The sequence below is a fragment of the Streptomyces sp. BR1 genome, from assembly GCF_052373795.1.
GTDB lineage: Bacteria > Actinomycetota > Actinomycetes > Streptomycetales > Streptomycetaceae > Streptomyces.
Window position 1 is genome coordinate 7,127,956 of record NZ_CM126252.1, and the last position, 17,851, is coordinate 7,145,806.

Sequence of the window (17,851 nt, forward strand, 5' to 3'; positions counted from 1 at the left end):
CAGAGACCGGCACAGCAGCCGTGGAGTTGCCACCGACTGCGGCAGAGCCCTGACCGGCCCGTGGATCGAACGGGGTGCGGTCGTGACCTGGCACCTTATAGGTCAACCCGCCAGCTGTACGAATCGTGATCGTCAGCGTCAACGCGTGAGTGACGTGACGTCAGTGCTCGCGCTCTCCGACGCCGTATCGATCACTTCGTCCAGGACGTCGCGGGAGCGGACCAGATCGGTGATCAGGCGGTTGATGCGGTCGCGCTCCGCGGTGAGCTCGTCGACCAGCTCCGGGGTGGCGATCTCGTTCGGGCGGCCGTCTGCATCCCTCATGCAGGGCAGCAGTTGGGCGATCTTCTTGCTGTTCAGGCCTGCGGCGTACAGCGTCTGGATGCGTACGACGCGGTCGACCGCCCAGTCGCCGTAGTCCCGGTGGCCACCGGGGGTGCGCTCGGCGCGCAGCAGTTCCTGTGTCTCGTAGTAGCGCAGGGAACGCTCGCTCACACCGCTGCGCCGGGCCAACTCACCGATCCGCATTCCGCACCTCGCATGACGCCATGACGACTTGAACTTGACGCTGATGTCAACTTCTACCATGTCGACGCGATGCTATGGCGAGACCGAGGACATCGCCGCCGTGGTCTACCAGGGCAGTTACGTGACGGAGGCCACAGTCGTTCGGTGTCACGGTCGGGGATCGTGCGGTGTCCCCTACGCGTCCGCAGTGAGAGGAGCATCGTCATGAAGGCCATGATCGTGTGTGTTTCCGTGTCGCACGGCAACACGAAGAGGATCGCCGACGTCATGGGCAACGTCCTGGAGGCCCCTGTGGTCGCCCCTGAGCAGGTCGATATGGCGGAGCTCGCCGCCTGCGACCTTGTGGGATTCGGGTCGGGGATCTTCTCGATGGCCTTCCATCCACGGCTGCGCGAGTTCGTCCAGTCGCTTCCGAAGGAGGAACGGGGCAGGGCGTTCGTGTTCGCCACCAGCGGGCTTCCCGAAGTGCGGTTGCTTCCCTTCACCGGTCCCCTCGCGGGGCTCCTCGGGCAGAAGGGCTTCGACGTGGTCGACACCTTCACATGCCGCGCGTGGGACACCTGGCTTCCGTTCAAGCCCGTCGGCGGGATCAGGAAGGGCCGGCCCGATGCCACCGATCTGGAGGCGGCGCGCAGGTTTGCCGAAGGGCTGCGGGATCGGAACTCGTAGGTGCGCGAACGTTGGACAATCGAGGGAGGCCGCTGGCCGCAACTGTCTTTGAGTCGACGGTGTGTGAGGAGGCTGGAAATGGGCTCCGTGGTCGTGGGTGTGGTCGGAACTCTGCTCGGGGTCTTGGTCGGTGGCGCACTTCAGTGGTTGCAGGCATCGCGTAACCGCAGGTGGCAGCGGGAGGACTCGCTCAGTGTCACCAAGCGCGACGCCTATGCCGAGTATCTGCGGTCGATCAGCGCCAGCTATGCGCAGGCGGTATCTGGGCAGCGGGACCGTTCGGAGGACGGCCGCCTCCACGCCGCTACGGCTGAAATCGAGGTTCTGGCCGGCCGGGATGTGTCAGGGCCGGCTCGGGCACTGGCGGAATCCGTCATCGAGGCGCATTCGGCGATCGCTGCCGGTGCCAGCGCCGAGGAGACGGGGGTGGCCGAGGTAGATCGCCGTCGCTACGAAGTGATCGAGCTGTTCAAGCGCGACCTCGGGCTCAGAACACGTCGCTGAGTGTCATGCTGCAACCTGTGGTCGGCATGGGTGGGCAATGTTGCGTCTGGACTAGCCGAAGAGGAGGTCGACGTCCTTGTCGATACAGAGCCGCAGGACGACGAGCAACTGGCGGACGTCGTCGATGCGGCGCTGCTGGACGGGATCGAGGTGGTCCTCGTACGGCTGCTGCTCGGCAATTTCCCTGATCCGGGGCAGGATCGCGGCGCATTGCGCCGGTGTGAGTTCACCTGCGTCGTCGGGGTGGTCGAGTAGCGGTGTCAGCGTGGTGGTGGCTTCGCTCCAGGGGCGCTGTCCGCCGAAGCCGCGCATCTCGTGCAGGGTGAAGCCCTCGGTCTGAGCCAGCCACTTCCGGAACATTCCGAAACCGGTGTAGGACCAGGAGATGTCCGGGCTGTCGTTGTTGCCGTCTCCTGGGAACAGTACGAGCCCCATCGAATCCTCCGCGTTGTGTGAGGACACAGGATCAGTCGGCGGAGCAAGCGGCCGCAACTCCAATGATCACCTGTGCTCGGCCGCAGCGATCCAGTTCTCCAGTTGCTCCACGGTGGTGGATGGATCCGCGACGAGCGTGGCGAGTGCGTCGTCGGGGGAGTTGAGGGTGGCCAGGGCGGGGCAGCGGTGGCAGGCTTCCACTCCTGCCTGGGTCCACCACTTGCAGTGTGGGCGGAGGTGGCACCGGGGGACGGCTGCCGGGGTGTTCGGCGTCGGCACGGTACGTATGCGCTCGATCAGGCCGCAGGCGTCGCCGTCCCGGTTCGCGCAGTCGGACACGCAGTGCGAGGCGAAGCGGAGTACCCGGTTGGGTGCGATGCCGTCGGGGATGGTGGGGAGGATCTCCGACGCCGGTACCGGCTCGGCCAGATAGACGACCTGGCCGTTCTCCCCGGATCTGACCCCCAGGACGACGGATTCCGGACGCTCGGCATCCCCGCTGGGGCACCAATTGACCTGGACTTCACCGGGGTTGTCCACGGTGCACACCTCCGTCCCGGTCAGGAGTGCGTGGCGTCGGGGCTCGTGAACACGCCCAGGATGGGCCCGCCCGTCGTCGTCGCGCCGCTCTCCTGCTCGGCGGCGACCGCCTTTTGGAGGTGTGCGGCCAGGTGCTGCGAGTCGATGCGTTCGGCCGCCGAGGCGGCGCCGCCGGCCGCGAGGAGCCCGGTGACAAGCGCCGCCGTTGCGGCCGCCGCCCGAAGGTTGCTGTGCATGCTGTTCCTCCTTGACGTTGTCGTAACAACTGCCGAAGGCGACCGTATGGACCAACTCCCGTCCGTGGAAGCCGTTTTACGACGTAGTTTTTCCGTCAGGGTGTGCCTGAAGTGGAACGCGGCGCCCGAGTTCTCGTACGTACGTTTCCATACCTGCGCAACCATGCGAGGATGCGCCGCGGAACCACGGGCACCTCACCTACCCCTGCGCGATCCCCCAGGGCTTCGGTGACGGCTCGGCGGTCGTCACCCGGGTGGACACCGGGCAGGTCACCACCACGCCGGCACGAAACGGCTCGACGTGGAGCGAGGCGGCGCGGGCGGCGGCGGACGGGAGTGTCACCACCAATGGCCGGGTCATGGAACCCCGTACGGACACGCCGCGCGGCTACTCCCTCCAGGGCAACAGCAAGATCGACGACTACCACTACCGGTCCGACATGGGAGTGGCGAAGCTGGACCGCTGCGTCAACGGCCGGTGCGACGTGGAGGCGTTGGTCCGCATCCAGTTGAAGGAGACCCTGTTCGGCGGGTCTTCGCGCCGCTGGGCGGTGGGCCTGTTCACCCAGTACTGGACGGGCGACCCGTATTCGTTCAGCTACGACTACTACTGCGGGGTCAACGTCCCCCATGACACGGACTGGACGTGCGAGACCAAGGACGCTACGGCCGACGGCCACCACTCCGAAGCCCCCGTCTACGCGTCCAGGGGCACGTATGCATACGACCTGAACCGCAGCTTCGGTGTGAACGAGTCCACCCGGATCAAGTTCCCCATGGTCGGGTACCACATCAGTTGGCCCGGGTACGCTCCGGTCGTGACCGTGAAATACCGGGGCTGGGACGTCCGTAACTACTCCGGCACCTGGAAGCCGGCCCCCGTGACCGGCACGGATGGCTGAATCCTTCTTCTGTGGGGCCCCACATGAGCGAACACCACGGCTCGTACCGTCCTGACGCGGACCGTCCGCAGCCCGGAGTCACCTGGGACGACCAGTCGTGCCTGGTGTGCGGACGGGCGGAGGCGGTGTGGAGCTACCGGCTCACCGCCCCCGGCCCGCAGGCCGCTTTCGCACTGCCCGGGCGCTGCTATCTGTGCGAGGAGTGCCGGAAGCTGCTGGCCAGGGGAGACGAGCCCGGTCTGGCTCAGCGCCGCCCGGCCCACGAAGACTGGCCGGAGCCGGCCGAGTTCGTACGGGTCCTGCGGGCGTCGGTGGACGGGGCGGCGGTCCACAAGTAGGCGGATACGCGGGAGTGATCTGTCTAGGCGGCCACCTCGTCCTTCAGCATCTTCCGTACTTCTTGGCGCAGTTCGGGGCTGTCCGTGTGGCCGTGCACGGATGCGGCGTGCTCGGCGGCCGCCCGGACGACTTCCTCTTCCTCGCCGGAAATCGTCAGACTGCAGTTGGATTCGCTGGGGTAGTCCCGGCAGTCGGCAACCTTACGCATGAGTGCCTCCTCGGGGGTGACAAGTCCCTGTTTCAGGATCTCACCGCTGCACACCCCCGGCGACCTGGATACGTCGGGTGATCGCCGGCTGCCTGTCGCCTGATGGCTGGAGTTACGGTGCGTGACCGTCGAGCGTGCGGTGGGTGAGGGGTCGTGTCACGGTGAAGGGGTTCCACCCCCATCCCCACACCCGCATCAGGAGTGAATCTCCATGGGCAAGGCTGACAAGAACCGGGACAAGGCGCAGCAGGCGGCCGAAGAGGCCAGGGCGAAGGCCCAGCAGGCCAGGGAGCAGATCTCCGGCGACCCCGGGGACGCCCGGCGGCAGGCCGAGGCGCAGCGCGAGGAAGCCGAGCGCATGATGCGCGAGAGCGACGCCGGCCACAACTGACGCCGCTGCCCGCGAGAGCCGGGGCGCCCCCTTCCGTGCGGGCGCTCCGGCTCTCGCATGCGCAGCCGCCCCGGCGCGGTGAACCCGGCCCGGCCATCTGCGGGGATCGGGATCGTGGCGCACCCCGGCACCCCGCACACCTCACCCCTCGGCATCCTCCCGCAGCCCCACACGGTCATGCAGGCGGCGCAGTGGCCCGGGGGCCCACCAGTTGGCTCGGCCTGCCAGGCGCATGAAGGACGGTACGAGGACGGCGCGGACCAGTGTCGCGTCCAGTACCACCGCCAGTGCCAGGCCCACGCCGAGCAGCTTCAGCAGTGTCACCCCGGAGACGGCGAAGACGAACAGCACCGCGGCGACCAGGACCGCCGCGGCCGTGATGATGCGGCCGGTGTGCTGGAGGCCGAAGGCCACCGACTCCGTGTTGTCACCGGTGCGCAGATAGCGTTCGCGGATGCGGGAGAGCAGGAACACCTCGTAGTCCATGGAGAGGCCGAAGGCCACGCAGAAGGTCAGAATCGGGATGGTCGCATCCAGGGTGTCGGTGGGGAGCGGGCTGCCGACCAGGAACGACAGGTGGCCCTCCTGGAATACGTACACCATCGCCCCGAACGTCGCACTGAGGCTGAGGGTGTTGAGGGCCAGTGCCTTCACCGGCATCAGCACGCTCCCGGTGAACAGGAACAGCAGCACCAGGGAGAAACCCACCACGATGCCGATCGCCTTCGGAGTGGCCCGGGCGATGGCCGAGGTGCTGTCCTTGATCTCGGCGGCCCGGCCGCCCACCGATACCACGCCCCCGTCGGGTGGCGTCACCTTGCGGATTCCACCGACCAGTCGGGTGCCTGCGGACGAGTCCTGCTCCACGGAGGAGACCACCAGGAGCAGGGTGCTGTCCGCGTCCACCAGCGCGGCACCGGCCGGTCCCGGCCCCTGGACCTGGCGCCCGGCGGCATACGTGCCGGTCGCCGCGGTCACCTGACGTACGTCGCGTACGGCGGACAGTGCGCGGGCGTAGGGCTCCAGAGTCTGGGGGCGGTCGCGCCCCACACCCTCCACCACCACCGGGACCGTGCCCAGCGCATCGGCGTCGAACCGGTCGCGCAGCAGCTGGGTCGCGCGGTGCACCTGGGATGCGGAGGGCAGCGAGCGGTCGTCGAACAGGCCGGGGGAGAGCCGTACGAACGGGGAGGCGAGGACGGCCAGCACCAGCACCGCGCCGCCTCCGCAGAGCACCGGACGGCGCATCACCGCCATCGCGAAGCGGTACCAGCGGCCGTCCTCGGGCGCGGTCGCGGAGGCACCCACCCGCATCGGGCCGCGCAGGCGCGCGAACACGTCGTAGCGGTTGACCCGGTGGCCAAGGACGGCCAGCAGCGCGGGCAGCACGAAGACCGCCCCCGCCGCCGCCGAGAGCACCACCGTGATGCCGCCGTAGGCGAAGGACCGCAGGAAGAACTGCGGGAAGACCAGCAGGGCGACCAGGGACAGGGCCACCGTCAACCCCGAGAACGCGACCGTCCGCCCGGCCTTGCGCACCGTAGGACCCAGCGCCTCCCGCACTGTGGCGCCACCGTGCAGCTCCTCGCGGAAACGGGCGAGGATGAACAGGCTGTAGTCGATACCGAGGCCGAGGCCGAGCGCGGTGGTGGAGTTCATCGAGTACACCGAGATCGGCACGATGCCGGCCAGCGCGTTCAGGACGGCCCGGGTCACCAGGACCGACAGCAGCGCGATGACCAGCGGCAGGGCGGCGGCCACCGCGCTGCCGAAGACCAGCAGGAGCAGCACAAGAGTGATCGGCATGGCGATCGCTTCGGCGAGCAGCAGGTCGTGCGCGGTGCGCTTGCCGACCTCCGACTGCACCTGCGCGGGTCCGGCCGCCATGACCGTCAGCCTCGGCGCGTGCCGCCGGACGTCCGGCACCAGCCGCTCGGCGGTCTTCGCCCGTTCGTCCTCGTCACCGCGCAGGGAGAGCGAGATGAGCCCGATGGAGCCGTCGCGGGAGCGCAGTGAGGGCGCGCGTCCCGCTGTCCAGTACGAGGTGGCCGCCCGCACCCCCCTGCTCTGCGCGACGCGCCGGGTCAGCGCGGTGCCGAGGGAGGTCATCGCCGGAGAGTCGACCGGAGTTGTGCCGTGCAGCAGCAGTACGAGGTCGTCGCCTGCGGAGGGGAAGTGCTCGCCCACCAGTCGCTCGGCGCGGGCCGACTCCGAGTGGGGATCGGAGAACCCGCCGTGGACCAGCCGGTGTTCCACACCCAGACCGCCGACCGCGGCCAGGACGACGACGAGCGCGCTCACCCACAGCACAGCGGCGCGCCGCCGGTACAGCGTCGCGCTGAAGCGGTCGGACATGACGGGTCCTCCCCGGTCGAGCGGTCGCGGTGCCTGGGCGAAGCGCGGTGGGCCTGCGGTCGTACGGAGCTGTCGTGCTCACGGTGATGGTTGCTCGTACGTGGTGTCGAGGCAACGCATCGGACCTTGCCCTGTGGGCGTCAACTCGGCTGCTCCTTCCGGCGGTTCGGTTGAGGTCCGGGGTCGCGATGGAGATACTGGCTCCCGTTCGGTGCCGCCGAGGTGAAGTGGGCTCCATGGACCAGGAACGTACGCCGCTGGACCTGCTCGGCCTGCTCGATCTCGGCGCCGCCCCGGACGGGGACGAGGACCGCTTCGTCGGGCGCCCTCCCCTGGAGCAGACCTCCCCGGTGTACGGAGGGCACTTGGCCGCCCAGGCGATGGCCGCGGCCGGGCGCACGGTGTCCGGCGAGCTGTCCGCGCACTCGGTGCACGGTTTCTTCGTGCGGCCCGCCATGCCGGCCGTGCCGTTCGACCACCAGGTCGAACGGGTCCGGGACAGCGCCTCGTTCGCCACCCGGCGGGTCCGCACGACGCAGCGCGGCCGGGAGGTGTTCTCCCTGACGGCCTCCTTCCACCGCCCAGAGCCGGGCCTCGACCATCAGGATCCGATGCCGCCCGTGCCGGACCCGGAGGGTCTGCCGACGTATGAGGAACAGCTGGCCAAGGCGTTCGGCACGGGCGTCGAGCCCCTCGGTATGCCGTATGAGCTGCGTTGCGTTGGGCCGCTGAGTTTCAACGTGGAGAAGGATCCGTCGCTGGTGTCGCCCCGGACGCAGGTGTGGGTGCGCATCAGGGGTGAACTGCCGACCCAGGCGAGTGGCGACCGCGAACGCCTGCTCCACGACTGCCTGTTGGTGTACGTCTGCGATGTCACCATGCTGGATACGGTGCTGGTCCGGCACGGGGTCTCGTGGCTGAACGCCACCGGCCGGAGCGTCGACTACACCGTATGGATCCATCGTTCCTTCCGTGCGGACGACTGGCTGCTCTGCGCCTTGGAGACCCCGGTGGCCCACGGCGGGCGAGGGCTGGTCCTGGGCCGGGTCTTCACCCGGGACGGGGCTCTGGTGGCGACCCTGGCCCAGGAGGGCGTGATCCGGGTGAACAGCGGTCACGGCGGCGTCGGTTGAGGATTCCACGCCGCCGCACGCCCGCGCACACCACCCGTACGACTACACCACCAGGCCGCCGGACACCTCGATGGCCTGCCCGGTGATGTAGCGCGCCCGGTCGGAGGCGAGGAAGCACACCAGGTGTGCCACGTCCTCCGGGGAGCCGAACGCCTGCCCGGGGATCAGGGACTTGAGGAACTCGGCCTTGTCCTGCGGTATGGCCGCCGTCATGTCCGTATCGATCAGGCCGGGGGCGACCGCGTTGACGGTGACGCCCCGGGCACCGATCTCCTTGGCCAGCGCCTTGGTGAAGCCGATGACCCCGGCCTTGGCGGCCGAGTACGCCGTCTGGCCGGGGATTCCGTGCAGCCCGGACGACGAGGAGATGTTGATGATGGCGCCGCTGCGCTGTTTGACCAGCGGCATCAGCAGGGGCTTGGTGATGGTGTACATGCTGTCGAGGTTGGTGGCGATGACGTCGTGCCACTGCTGCGGGCCCATCCGGGCGAACACGGCGTCACGGGTGACACCGGCGTTGTTGACCAGGACGTCGAGCCGGCCCAGCCGGTCCAGGGCCGTGGTGGCGAACCCTTCGGCCTGCGTGGTGTCCGCGACCTGTACGCGCAGGGGGACGCAGTGCTGGTCGGGGTGGGCGGAGCGCAGCTCGTCGGCGAGGGCGCGGGCCCGTTCCTCTTCGCTGTGGTAGCCGAAGACGACGTCGGCGCCCTGTGCCAAGGCCAGCCGTACCACCGCGGCGCCGATGCCCCGCGAGCCACCGGTGACGATGCAGCCGCGCCCCGCCAGGGGGAGGTCATCCGCCATGGCCCACACCGGGCATCGGCAGATCCGCCCCTGTCGCGGCGGCGGACCGGCGCGACTCCTTGCGGTGCTGCGCGGCCTCCTCGCGCAGCTCGCGGTAGCGCTCCTCGGCGATCAGGGCGGAGAACATGGGAGCGTAGAACGCGCCGTCGCCGACCAGCTTGATCCGCTCCGGGGTGATCTCCGCGTAGCCCCGCTCGGCCAGGGCGTCCCACACGGTGGCGAACTTCTCGTAGATGTCGAGGCCCAGGGCGGCGAGGTAGTCGGTCCGGCTGATCTCCGTGCTGATGAGGCTGCGGAAGAGCACCATCAGCAACCAGTCGTCGGGGGTGTGCCGAAAGCCCCGCTCGACCGGGAACCGCCCGTTGTCGACGGCTGCCTTGTACTGCGGCAGGCTGCGGTGGTTGATGAACGACCAGGAACGGCCCGGCGCGAGCGCGGGGTTGCCGAAGAAAGTGATCGCCGCGTAGCCGAGCCCGAGGGTGTCGAGATGGTCGAAGCGGGTGGTGTAGCCCTCGCGGAAGTCCCGGGCGGTGGGGTCGCCGGGGCGGCGGAAGTTGTACGTGGACAGTTGCCGGTAGCCGCGCTCCAGCAGGAAGTCCCGCCCCGCCCGGTACAGCTCCAAGTTGGCCAGGGTGCTGGGCAGTTCGTGGTAGCGGTTGAGCGCGAAGTCGGTCGGGCCGCCGACGTTCAGCTCGTAGTGGGTGATGTCGTAGACGTCCCAGGAGACCAGGGTCTCCAGGTCCTCAAGCAGGGTGTCGACGGTCTGCTGGGGCCAGCCGAAGATGAGGTCGACGTTGGCGGACAGACCGAGTTCGCGGGCCCACTCCAGGCTCTGGATGACGTGCTTGGTGGTCTGTTTGCGCCCGCTGAGGCTGTTGAGGCGTTCGTTGATCTGCTGGACGCCCATGCTGATCCGGTTCATCCCGGAGTCGCTGATCGCCTCCATCTTCTCCCGGGTGAAGAGCTGGGGAATGCCCTCCAGGGTGAGGTCCGCCTCTTCCGAGATCTCGGGGAAGAGGCTGCGCACCATGTCCATGATCCGGTGGTATACGGGCGCCTTGTAGAGGTTCGAGGTGCCCCCGCCGAAGTACGCCCCGGCGAGGACGGAGCCCTCCATCTGCTCCCGGTACATCTCGGCTTCGCGTTCCACGTAGCCGTAGTAGTTCTCCAGGGCGGCGTTGCCCTGGAACTCCTCGACGGGGAACAGGCAGTAACCGCATTTGCCGGGTTCGGTCTTGATGCAGTACGGCACACCGATGTAGAGGAACACCGCGGACTTTCCGTGCAGTTCGCGCAGTCGGCGGCGGTCCTCGCCGAGCTCTTCGAGCGGTACGGACAGCTCGTTCCAGTACCGCGGTGACGGAAAGCCGTGCTGGATCTTGTTGACCTGGCGCTCACCGAGGTGGTTGTCGAGGTAGCTGTTGACGAAGTCAGGGCTTAACACGGGTCGGGCACTTCCCCTCTGGGTGGGATCTGCCGGGTGGTACGGGAGGTGGGTTCAGGCGTCCTTCGAGGTGGCGGCCGGGTCGGCCAGGATGACCCGGTGGAGCAGGTACTCCGCCAGTTCCTCGATGCTCTGGTACTCCAGTGCCTCCATCGCCTTGAAGCGGAAGTCGAGCTTCTCCTGGATGCGCCGCTGGAGTTCGGTGATGCTCAGGGAGTCCAGGCCGATCTCCAGCAGGGCCAGCGAGGGGTCGAGATCGTGGAGGTCGATCTCCAGCTCGGTCGACATCCGCCCGAGGGTGTCGATGATCTCCTCGGTGAGCCAGCCGATGACCGCCTGCGTACGTTCCTCGGCCGGCAGGGGCTCGACGCGTTCGCGCAGCTCCTGCCGCGAGTCGCCGTCCCGGGAGCGGCTGTCGGCCGGTGCGGCCGGGACCGCCGAGGTGTCGGTGAGCGAGGCGATGCGCCGGAACTCGATGTCCGCCATGTCCGCGAGGACGTTCCCGGTGTCGTCCAGGACGCGCAGCCCGGCCGTGAACGCGGTCCCGCTCTCATGGGGCCGCAGCCGGACATGGCCCCAGACCTGGTCGGGGAGGGGGCCGTGCAGCACCATGCGGCCGACGCCGACCGGGATGTAGGTGCCCCGCGCCGCGCCCTCGCGCGCCGCTGCGGCGGTCAGGTGCAGGCAGCCGTCGAGCATGGTGGCGAACCGGTGCTCGTGGCCCACGCGCGACGCCCCGTCGGGCGCCGCCGTGATCCGGCCCAGCGCCTGGCCGCCCGCCTCGTCGAGCCACAGCTCACGGACGGTGGAGAAGCTGGCGCCGTACTCCATGCCGTCCTCGCGCAACAGGCCGTACAGCCGCCCGGGCGCGAGCTGGGCGGGCATCGCCGCGCGCAGCTCCTCGGGGCGGGTCCCGGAAGAGTCCTGCTGCGGGGCCGGTCCGACCTTGCCCTGGCAGTAGCGGGGAGCGCCGTCCCCGCCCGCCACGGTGAACCGGAAGCGGCCGTCCGTCGCGGGACCGTCGTCCTCCAGGTCGACCTGGACGCTGCTGGGCCTGGCGGGGGTCAGCAGGAGGGGCCGGACGAAGCCGACGTCGGTCAGCTCGATGGGTGCGGAGCCGTGGCCGTTGACCGAGGCGTACGCGTTCACGGCCAGGCCCAGATAGCCGGTGGCCGGGAAGACGGTCGACCCGAGGATGCGGTGGTCCGCCCACGGAGTGGCCGCTTTCACCTCTTGGCGGTGGACGGTACGCGTGGTGGGTGGCGGCTCGGCCGGGGTCGTTTCCTTCGGCTCGCCGCGATCGGTGTCCGGCGCGGGCGTCACCCAGTAGCGGTCCTTGCGGAACGGGTACTGCGGGGCGGATGACGTACGGCGGTGGCGCGGGCCACGGTAGAGCGCGGGCAGATCGATCGCCGCCCCCGCCGTGAACAGGGCGCCCGCGGTGGCGAGGAGGTTGCGCACATCCCGCCGGTCGCGCAGCAGCGTGGGGATCACCGTGACACCGGTGGCACCGAACGCCTCCGGGACGTACGTCCGCAGCGCGGGGTGCGGGCCGATCTCGACGACCACGGTGCAGCCCGCGCCCGCCACCGCGCGCATGCCGTCGTGGAACCGGACGGGCCGACGGACCTGCTGGCTCCAGTACTCCGGTCCCTCGGCCCCGGTCAGAGCCTCGCCCGTCACGGTGGAGAACACCGGCACCGCCGGGGCGGCCGGGCGCATGGCGGCGGCCACCTTGCCCAGTTCGGGCAGGGCCGGGTCCATCAGCGGTGAGTGGAAGGCGTGGGACGTACGGAGCCGGGCGGTCCGGACGCCCTGGGCCCCGGCGTGGCGCGCCACCTCCTCCACGGCCTCGGCCCGGCCCGAGACGACCACGGCGCGCGGGCCGTTGACGGCGGCGACGCCGACGTCGGCCTCCCGCCCGGACACCCACTCCCGTACGGTCTCCGGGTCCGCCGCGACGGCCAGCATGACGCCGTCGCGCGGCAGTTCGCCCATGAGGCGCCCGCGCAGCGCGCTGAAGCGGGCGGCGTCCTCCAGGGAGAACATGCCGGCGACGCACGCGGCGGCGATCTCGCCGATGCTGTGCCCGACCACCGCGTCCGGGACGACGCCCCAGGAACGCAGCTGGGCGGCGAGCGCGTACTCGACGGCGAACAGCGCCGGCTGGGCCAGCCGCGTGTCGTCGAGCGCCTGCGCGGACTGCTCCTCGAACAGGAGCCGCCGCAACGGCATGGGCAGTTCGCCGTCCAGTACGTCGGCACACCGGTCGACGGCGGCCGCGAAGACCGGTTCGCTGTCGTACAGTTCGCGGGCCATACCGGGGTACTGCACGCCCTGGCCGGTGAAGACGAAGGCGGTACGGGCCGGCCTGGCCGGGTGGCCGCTGGTGACCGACGGAGGCGTCCGGTTGGTGCGCCACAACCGGAGATCGTTGGCGATCCCGATGGCTCCCTGCCCGGTCACCGCGAGGCGATGGCGGTGCGCGGCACGCCCGGCGGCGGCCGTGAACACGGCCGCGGGCAGCGTCTCCTGGTCGCCCTGGGACAGATACTCCGCCCAGCGACCGGCCAGCGCGTCCAGGCTCTCAGGCGACTTGGCCGACAGGACCAGCAGCTCGGCGGGGCGCGGCCTGGTGCCGCCGGTACTGTGCCGGGCCTGCGGTGCTTCGCGCAGGATCGCGTGGGCGTTGGTGCCGCTGTAACCGAAGGAGTTGACGCCGGCCAGACGCGGGACGTCTCCCCGGGGCCAGGGCACGGGTTCCCCGGGAACCTCCACCGCGGCACCGTTGAGGTCGATCTTGGGATTCAGCCGGTCGAGGTGGATGCTCGGGTAGATGGTCTCGCGGTGCAGGGAAAGCGCGGCCTTGACGACGCCGAGGAGACCGGCGGCAGCCTCGGTATGGCCGAAGTTGCTCTTCACCGACCCTACGTAGAGCGGCCGCTCGGCGGTGCGGTCGTGGCCGTAGGCACCGGCGATGGCGTTCATCTCGATGGGGTCCCCGACCGGGGTCCCGGTGCCGTGCGCCTCGACGTAGCCGACCCGGGCAGGGTCGACGCCGGTGCGGGCGAGCACCGTACGGATGACCTCCTCCTGGTTGCGGCCGTTGGGCGCGGTCAGCGCGGGGGTGTGCCCGTCATGGTTGATCGCGGTGCCGATGACACTGGCCAGGATGGGGTCGCCGCGCTCCTCGGCGAGCGATTCACGGCGTACGAGCGCGGCCACACAGCCCTCGCTGCGGACGTAGCCGTCCGCCTTCGCGTCGAACGCCCGGCTCTGCCCGGCGCGCGAGAACAGGCCCAACTTGCAGAAGGAGATGTGCACATCGGGGTTGAGGATCAGATTGACCCCCGCGACGATGGCCGAGCCGCACTCGCCGGTGAGGATGGACTGGCGGGCCAGGTGCAACGCGGTCAGTGACCCCGAGCAGGCGGTGTCGACCGTGATGCACGGCCCCTTCAGATCGAGGAAGTGGGCGATGCGGCCGGCGCTGATGGAGATCTCGTCGGCCATCGAGTCGTACGCCGAGATACCCGTGCGGCCCAGTGCGTCGTGTTTGAGGAAGGCGTAGTTGTTGCCGTTCATCATCGCCAGGAAGACGCCGGTGCTGGTGCCCCTGAGTTCGCCGGGATCCTGCCCGGCGTGTTCCAGGGCGTGCCACACGGTCTGCAGGAGCAGGCGGTGCTGGGGATCCATGCGGACCGCCTCGGCGTCCGAGATCCCGAAGAACACGGCGTCGAAGCGGTCGACGTCCTCGACGAATCCGCCGTGGCGGACATAGGTCTTGCCCAGGGCCAGCGGATCGGGGTCGTAGAAGGCGTCCACGTCCCATCGGCTGGGCGGGATCACTTCGACGCAGTCCCGTCCTTCCCGCAGAACCGTGTGCACGTCGTCCAGCCCGTGCACTTTGCCGGGGAGCGTGCACCCGACGCCTACTAACGCGATGGGCTCAGCATCCATGCAGACTTCTCCTTGGGCGCGTGAGAGGGGTGGGGGGCTGTCGCGGGCCCGACACGGGGGCACGACAGCCATCAGTAGGGGAGCGTCAGACGAACTCAGCGCTGGGATCTCACACCGCGAAAGAATTGCGGCCCTATCTGGACACGTATTGACTGAACTGTGCTTTTGGCGCGCCTTGGCAAGGCTAAGTGCGGGCCGTCGAGGGGGACAAGGAGCTACGGGGAGCGGCGGGGAGGGCGCCGACAGCACCGCACTGCGACGGCTTCGCCACGCACGGCCCGCACGGCGCGCGAAGCGGAGCGAGGCGTTCGGCAGGCGACCGGGGACGCGCCGGGCGCGAACGCGGGGCGCATGGCATGACGCGGTGCGCGGTGGTGCCGTCCGGGCGGCATCCGGTTGCCCGGCGGGCGAGTTGGGCGTGCTCGGGCGGGAGGCGAGCCTAGCCTGTCGGCATCCGCCGCCCGGCTTGTCGCGAAAGAAGTGCCATGTCACGAATCCCGTCCATGCGCCGGACGGCACCGTTCCTCGTCGTCGCCCTGGGCGCGGCGGTCACGCTCGCGTTGTCGTTCACGGTGTCCCCGTGGTGGTGGATCCCGGCGGCCGTCCTGCTCGCGCCGACCGCGCTCGGGGTGTGGGACGTGACGCAGACCCGGCACTCGGTGCTGCGCAACTATCCTCTGACCGGTCACCTCCGCTTCCTCATGGAGTGGCTGCGCCCGGAGCTTCAGCAGTACTTCATCGAGCGCAACTTCGACGGCAGGCCGTACGACCGCGACGTACGCACCATCGTGTACCAGCGGGCCAAGGGCGAGGAAGCGGAGGAACCGTTCGGTACCGAGCGGAATATGTACGCGGACGGCTACGAGTACCTGGTGCCGTCGATGGCGCCGGTGGACGTGCGGGACGAGCCGCCGGTGGTGCGGGTCGGCGGGCCCGGCTGCGCGAAGCCGTACGACATGGCGCTGTTGAACGTGTCGGCGATGAGCTTCGGCGCGCTGTCCTCGAACGCGATCCTCGCCCTCAACCGGGGCGCGGCGCTCGGCGGTTTCGCGCACGACACGGGTGAGGGCGGGCTCTCGGAGCACCACCTGCGCCACGGCGGCGATCTGATCTGGGAGATCGGCACGGGCTACTTCGGGTGCCGCACGTCCGACGGCGGTTTCGACGCGGCCATGTTCGCCGACAAGTCGGCCGCCGAGCAGGTCAAGTGCGTGTCCCTGAAGCTGTCGCAGGGTGCGAAGCCGGGATTCGGCGGGGTGCTGCCCGCAGGCAAGGTGGACGCCGAGATCGCCCGCGTACGTGATGTGCCGCAGGGGCAGACGGTCATCTCACCGCCGTACCACCACGTCTTCCGCACACCGCGTGAGCTCGTCCATTTCATCGCCCGGATGCGGGAGTTGGCGGGCGGCAAACCCACCGGTTTCAAGCTGTGCCCCGGCTCGCGGCGGCAGTTCCTCGCGGTGTGCAAGGCGATGGCCGCCGAGGGGGTCACACCGGACTTCATCGTGGTGGACGGCGCGGAGGGCGGGACGGGCGCGGCGCCCCTGGAGTTCGCGGACCACCTGGGCACTCCGTTGACCGAGGGCCTGACGATGGTGCACAACGCACTGGCGGGCGTGGGGCTGCGGGACCGGATCCGGATCGGGGCGAGCGGCAGGGTCGCCTCGGGCGCCGACATCGTCAAACGCCTTGTGCAGGGCGCCGATTACACCAACGCGGCCCGCGCGATGATGTTCGCCGTCGGCTGCATCCAGGCACAGCGCTGCCACACCAACACCTGCCCGGTCGGCGTCACCACCCTGGACCCGAGCCGCACGCGTGCCCTCGACGTCCCGGACAAGGCCCACCGCGTCCACCGCTACCAGGAGGCGACGGTGCGCAGCGCCATGCAGATCATGGCCGCCATGGGTGTGCGCGACCCGCACGAGCTGCGCCCCGACCTGCTGATGCGCAGGATCGACCCGACGACGGTCCGTTCCTACGCGGAGCTCTACGAGTGGCTGGCACCGGGGCAACTCCTGGACGAGGCACCGAAGACCTGGGCGGCGGACTGGGCGGCGGCGGATCCGGACACCTTCGTGGGCTGAGCTGCGGGGACCTGCTCCGGAGCGGAGGCAGTTGGATACGGAGTGTGGCGTGTGCGAGCCGCGTAGTTGTGTGCGCTACGGCACCGGAGGACCCTGGAATTACGGCAATCAAGGGGGCCGGGAGGTGCCATGTACAGCAAGGTCACCATCGCGGGTCATCCGATCCACCCGATGCTCATCGCCTATCCCGTCGCCGGTTACACCGGCACCCTGGTCGGATTCGCCGTGTACGCGGCGAACGGCCAGCAGTTCTGGCTGAACTTCGCCATCGCCCTGAACATCGCCGGTGTCGGCGGTGCGCTGCTGGCGGCTCTGCCCGGCTTCGTCGACCTCGCGTTCGGCGTGCCGCGCGCGTCCGGAGCCAGGGGCGTCGGGCTGGCTCACGCGGGCCTGAACGTCACCGCGCTGGCGCTGTTCGCGATCAGCCTCGGTGTGTACGCGAGCCACTGGAACGGTCCGGCCAAGAGTGCCACCCTCGGGCTCGCACTCGCCTCCGCCGGAGTCCTGTGCACCGTCGCCGCCGGCTTCCTGGGCTGGATGCTGGTCCAGGATTACCACATCGGTATCCGCCTCACCGAAGTCCAGGAACGCGACGAGCTGTCCGTACAGAGCCACCGGTTGATCCACCACCACGCCAAGGCGGCATGACCAGACCGATGGACACCAAGGAGCTGACCTCGCGCCTGCTGCGCGAACACGGAAGGACGTACGCCGACGAGGCGGGCATCACACTGCGCGACAAGCCGGCGCCGCTGTACCAACTCCTTGTGCTCACCGTGCTCTGCTCGATCCGCATCAAGGCGGACATCGCGACGGCTGCCGCGAGGGAGCTCTTCGGGGCCGGGCTGCGCACTCCTCGGGCGATGGTGGATTCCCGCTGGCAGGACCGGGTGGACGCGCTGGGCCGTGCCCACTACGTCCGGTACGACGAGAGCACCGCGACCGCGCTCGCCGAAGGTGCCGAGCTCGTACTCGACCGCTGGAAAGGCGACCTGCGCAACCTTCGCGAGGAAGCGGACAGGGAGCCGTCCGTGGTGCGGGACCTGCTCCAGGAGGTGCCCAGGATCGGCCCGGTGGGCGCGGACATCTTCTGCCGGGAGGCCCAGGAGGTCTGGCCCGAACTGCGCCCCTTCTTCGACGACCGGACCTGTGAAACCGCGGCATCGCTGGGACTGCCGCACACCCCGCGCGGTCTGGGCCGGCTGGTGGAGACGAAGGACCTGGCCCGCCTGGCCGCCGCCCTGGTCCGCGCCCGTCTGTCGAAGGACGCGGTGAGCGAACTGCGCGCCGCCTGACGCCCCTCCCACATCGTTCTG

General features: G+C 69.6%; 18 protein-coding genes. 9 read left to right on the top strand and 9 right to left on the bottom strand.

Translation table 11 applies throughout. The features are described 5' to 3' along the window. Positions 1-138: 138 nt before the first annotated feature. A complete protein-coding gene (locus ACT1U9_RS31470) occupies positions 139-528 on the bottom strand; it encodes a MerR family transcriptional regulator (protein WP_444536021.1) in 390 nt (129 codons plus the stop codon). A gap of 204 nt (positions 529-732) precedes the next feature. Here ACT1U9_RS31470 and ACT1U9_RS31475 point away from each other — a divergent pair, with 204 nt between their 5' ends. Both ACT1U9_RS31475 and ACT1U9_RS31480 read left to right on the top strand, forming a co-directional pair. Beyond that, entirely contained in the window at positions 733-1,197 is a 465-nt protein-coding gene (locus ACT1U9_RS31475; protein WP_444536022.1) for a flavodoxin family protein, read from the top strand. A gap of 78 nt (positions 1,198-1,275) precedes the next feature. Then, a complete protein-coding gene (locus ACT1U9_RS31480; protein WP_444536023.1) occupies positions 1,276-1,701 on the top strand; it encodes a hypothetical protein in 426 nt (141 codons plus the stop codon). A 51-nt stretch (positions 1,702-1,752) separates the two neighbouring features. On the opposite strand, the gene ACT1U9_RS31485 is transcribed toward ACT1U9_RS31480, so the two are convergent. From ACT1U9_RS31485 to ACT1U9_RS31495, 3 genes are all read right to left on the bottom strand, one after another. Then, entirely contained in the window at positions 1,753-2,136 is a 384-nt protein-coding gene (locus ACT1U9_RS31485) for a hypothetical protein (RefSeq protein ID WP_444536024.1), read from the bottom strand. A 66-nt stretch (positions 2,137-2,202) separates the two neighbouring features. Beyond that, a complete protein-coding gene (locus ACT1U9_RS31490) occupies positions 2,203-2,676 on the bottom strand; it encodes a hypothetical protein (protein WP_444536025.1) in 474 nt (157 codons plus the stop codon). A gap of 20 nt (positions 2,677-2,696) precedes the next feature. Beyond that, entirely contained in the window at positions 2,697-2,912 is a 216-nt protein-coding gene (locus ACT1U9_RS31495) for a hypothetical protein (RefSeq protein WP_444536026.1), read from the bottom strand. A gap of 254 nt (positions 2,913-3,166) precedes the next feature. On the opposite strand from ACT1U9_RS31495, the gene ACT1U9_RS31500 reads away from it, so the two are divergent. Together ACT1U9_RS31500 and ACT1U9_RS31505 are read left to right on the top strand one after the other, a co-directional pair. Continuing rightward, positions 3,167-3,814, top strand: a complete 648-nt coding sequence (locus ACT1U9_RS31500; protein ID WP_444536027.1) for a hypothetical protein — start codon at positions 3,167-3,169, stop codon at positions 3,812-3,814. A 23-nt stretch (positions 3,815-3,837) separates the two neighbouring features. Continuing rightward, entirely contained in the window at positions 3,838-4,152 is a 315-nt protein-coding gene (locus ACT1U9_RS31505) for a hypothetical protein (RefSeq protein ID WP_444536028.1), read from the top strand. Between the two features lie 23 nt (positions 4,153-4,175). Here ACT1U9_RS31505 and ACT1U9_RS31510 read toward each other — a convergent pair whose 3' ends face one another. Continuing rightward, positions 4,176-4,361 (bottom strand): DUF1059 domain-containing protein, encoded by a 186-nt coding sequence (locus tag ACT1U9_RS31510; RefSeq protein ID WP_444536029.1) that lies wholly within the window; start codon positions 4,359-4,361, stop codon positions 4,176-4,178. A gap of 211 nt (positions 4,362-4,572) precedes the next feature. On the opposite strand from ACT1U9_RS31510, the gene ACT1U9_RS31515 reads away from it, so the two are divergent. Beyond that, positions 4,573-4,752 carry a hypothetical protein gene (locus ACT1U9_RS31515; RefSeq protein WP_444536030.1) on the top strand — a complete coding sequence of 60 codons (180 nt, stop codon included), beginning with the start codon at positions 4,573-4,575 and terminating at the stop codon, positions 4,750-4,752. 141 nt (positions 4,753-4,893) lie between these two features. Here the strand turns inward: ACT1U9_RS31515 and ACT1U9_RS31520 are convergent, their stop codons facing one another. Beyond that, on the bottom strand, positions 4,894-7,107 hold the full coding sequence (locus ACT1U9_RS31520) for an MMPL family transporter (protein ID WP_444536031.1): 2,214 nt from the start codon (positions 7,105-7,107) through the stop codon (positions 4,894-4,896). Positions 7,108-7,343: 236 nt separating this feature from the next. Between ACT1U9_RS31520 and ACT1U9_RS31525 the strand changes: the two genes are divergently transcribed. Next, on the top strand, positions 7,344-8,240 hold the full coding sequence (locus ACT1U9_RS31525) for an acyl-CoA thioesterase (protein WP_444536032.1): 897 nt from the start codon (positions 7,344-7,346) through the stop codon (positions 8,238-8,240). Positions 8,241-8,282: 42 nt separating this feature from the next. On the opposite strand, the gene fabG is transcribed toward ACT1U9_RS31525, so the two are convergent. From fabG to ACT1U9_RS31540, 3 genes are read right to left on the bottom strand one after another with little or no spacing between them, the layout of a single operon-like run. After that, on the bottom strand, positions 8,283-9,044 hold the full coding sequence (fabG, locus tag ACT1U9_RS31530; protein WP_444536033.1) for a 3-oxoacyl-ACP reductase FabG: 762 nt from the start codon (positions 9,042-9,044) through the stop codon (positions 8,283-8,285). Continuing rightward, positions 9,034-10,488, bottom strand: a complete 1,455-nt coding sequence (locus tag ACT1U9_RS31535) for a coproporphyrinogen-III oxidase family protein (protein WP_444536034.1) — start codon at positions 10,486-10,488, stop codon at positions 9,034-9,036. The genes fabG and ACT1U9_RS31535 overlap by 11 nt, the downstream gene beginning before the upstream one ends. A 54-nt stretch (positions 10,489-10,542) precedes the next feature. Beyond that, entirely contained in the window at positions 10,543-14,448 is a 3,906-nt protein-coding gene (locus ACT1U9_RS31540) for a type I polyketide synthase (RefSeq protein WP_444536035.1), read from the bottom strand. 503 nt (positions 14,449-14,951) lie between these two features. On the opposite strand from ACT1U9_RS31540, the gene ACT1U9_RS31545 reads away from it, so the two are divergent. The 3 genes from ACT1U9_RS31545 to ACT1U9_RS31555 all read left to right on the top strand — a co-directional run bounded on the left by ACT1U9_RS31545 (position 14,952) and on the right by ACT1U9_RS31555 (position 17,830). Beyond that, positions 14,952-16,535, top strand: a complete 1,584-nt coding sequence (locus ACT1U9_RS31545) for an FMN-binding glutamate synthase family protein (protein ID WP_444539303.1) — start codon at positions 14,952-14,954, stop codon at positions 16,533-16,535. Positions 16,536-16,664: 129 nt separating this feature from the next. Beyond that, complete coding sequence (locus tag ACT1U9_RS31550; protein ID WP_444536036.1) at positions 16,665-17,183, top strand: DUF2231 domain-containing protein; 519 nt, start codon at positions 16,665-16,667, stop codon at positions 17,181-17,183. After that, positions 17,180-17,830: an endonuclease gene (locus ACT1U9_RS31555; RefSeq protein WP_444536037.1), complete on the top strand. Its 651-nt coding sequence runs from the start codon at positions 17,180-17,182 to the stop codon at positions 17,828-17,830. The genes ACT1U9_RS31550 and ACT1U9_RS31555 overlap by 4 nt, the downstream gene beginning before the upstream one ends. The last annotated feature ends 21 nt before the right edge of the window (positions 17,831-17,851 follow it).

Excerpts from the sequence above, each read along its gene's own strand:
- ACT1U9_RS31475 (WP_444536022.1), top strand. The coding sequence starts at position 733 with ATGAAGGCCATGATCGTGTGTGTTTCCGTGTCGCACGGCAACACGAAG.
- ACT1U9_RS31545 (WP_444539303.1), top strand. The coding sequence starts at position 14,952 with ATGCGCCGGACGGCACCGTTCCTCGTCGTCGCCCTGGGCGCGGCGGTC.
- ACT1U9_RS31540 (WP_444536035.1), bottom strand. The coding sequence starts at position 14,448 with ATGGATGCTGAGCCCATCGCGTTAGTAGGCGTCGGGTGCACGCTCCCC.
- ACT1U9_RS31525 (WP_444536032.1), top strand. The coding sequence starts at position 7,344 with ATGGACCAGGAACGTACGCCGCTGGACCTGCTCGGCCTGCTCGATCTC.
- ACT1U9_RS31505 (WP_444536028.1), top strand. The coding sequence starts at position 3,838 with ATGAGCGAACACCACGGCTCGTACCGTCCTGACGCGGACCGTCCGCAG.
- ACT1U9_RS31470 (WP_444536021.1), bottom strand. The coding sequence starts at position 528 with ATGCGGATCGGTGAGTTGGCCCGGCGCAGCGGTGTGAGCGAGCGTTCC.
- ACT1U9_RS31495 (WP_444536026.1), bottom strand. The coding sequence starts at position 2,912 with ATGCACAGCAACCTTCGGGCGGCGGCCGCAACGGCGGCGCTTGTCACC.
- ACT1U9_RS31515 (WP_444536030.1), top strand. The coding sequence starts at position 4,573 with ATGGGCAAGGCTGACAAGAACCGGGACAAGGCGCAGCAGGCGGCCGAA.
- ACT1U9_RS31550 (WP_444536036.1), top strand. The coding sequence starts at position 16,665 with ATGTACAGCAAGGTCACCATCGCGGGTCATCCGATCCACCCGATGCTC.
- ACT1U9_RS31485 (WP_444536024.1), bottom strand. The coding sequence starts at position 2,136 with ATGGGGCTCGTACTGTTCCCAGGAGACGGCAACAACGACAGCCCGGAC.
- ACT1U9_RS31520 (WP_444536031.1), bottom strand. The coding sequence starts at position 7,107 with ATGTCCGACCGCTTCAGCGCGACGCTGTACCGGCGGCGCGCCGCTGTG.
- fabG (WP_444536033.1), bottom strand. The coding sequence starts at position 9,044 with ATGGCGGATGACCTCCCCCTGGCGGGGCGCGGCTGCATCGTCACCGGT.
- ACT1U9_RS31555 (WP_444536037.1), top strand. The coding sequence starts at position 17,180 with ATGACCAGACCGATGGACACCAAGGAGCTGACCTCGCGCCTGCTGCGC.
- ACT1U9_RS31480 (WP_444536023.1), top strand. The coding sequence starts at position 1,276 with ATGGGCTCCGTGGTCGTGGGTGTGGTCGGAACTCTGCTCGGGGTCTTG.
- ACT1U9_RS31510 (WP_444536029.1), bottom strand. The coding sequence starts at position 4,361 with ATGCGTAAGGTTGCCGACTGCCGGGACTACCCCAGCGAATCCAACTGC.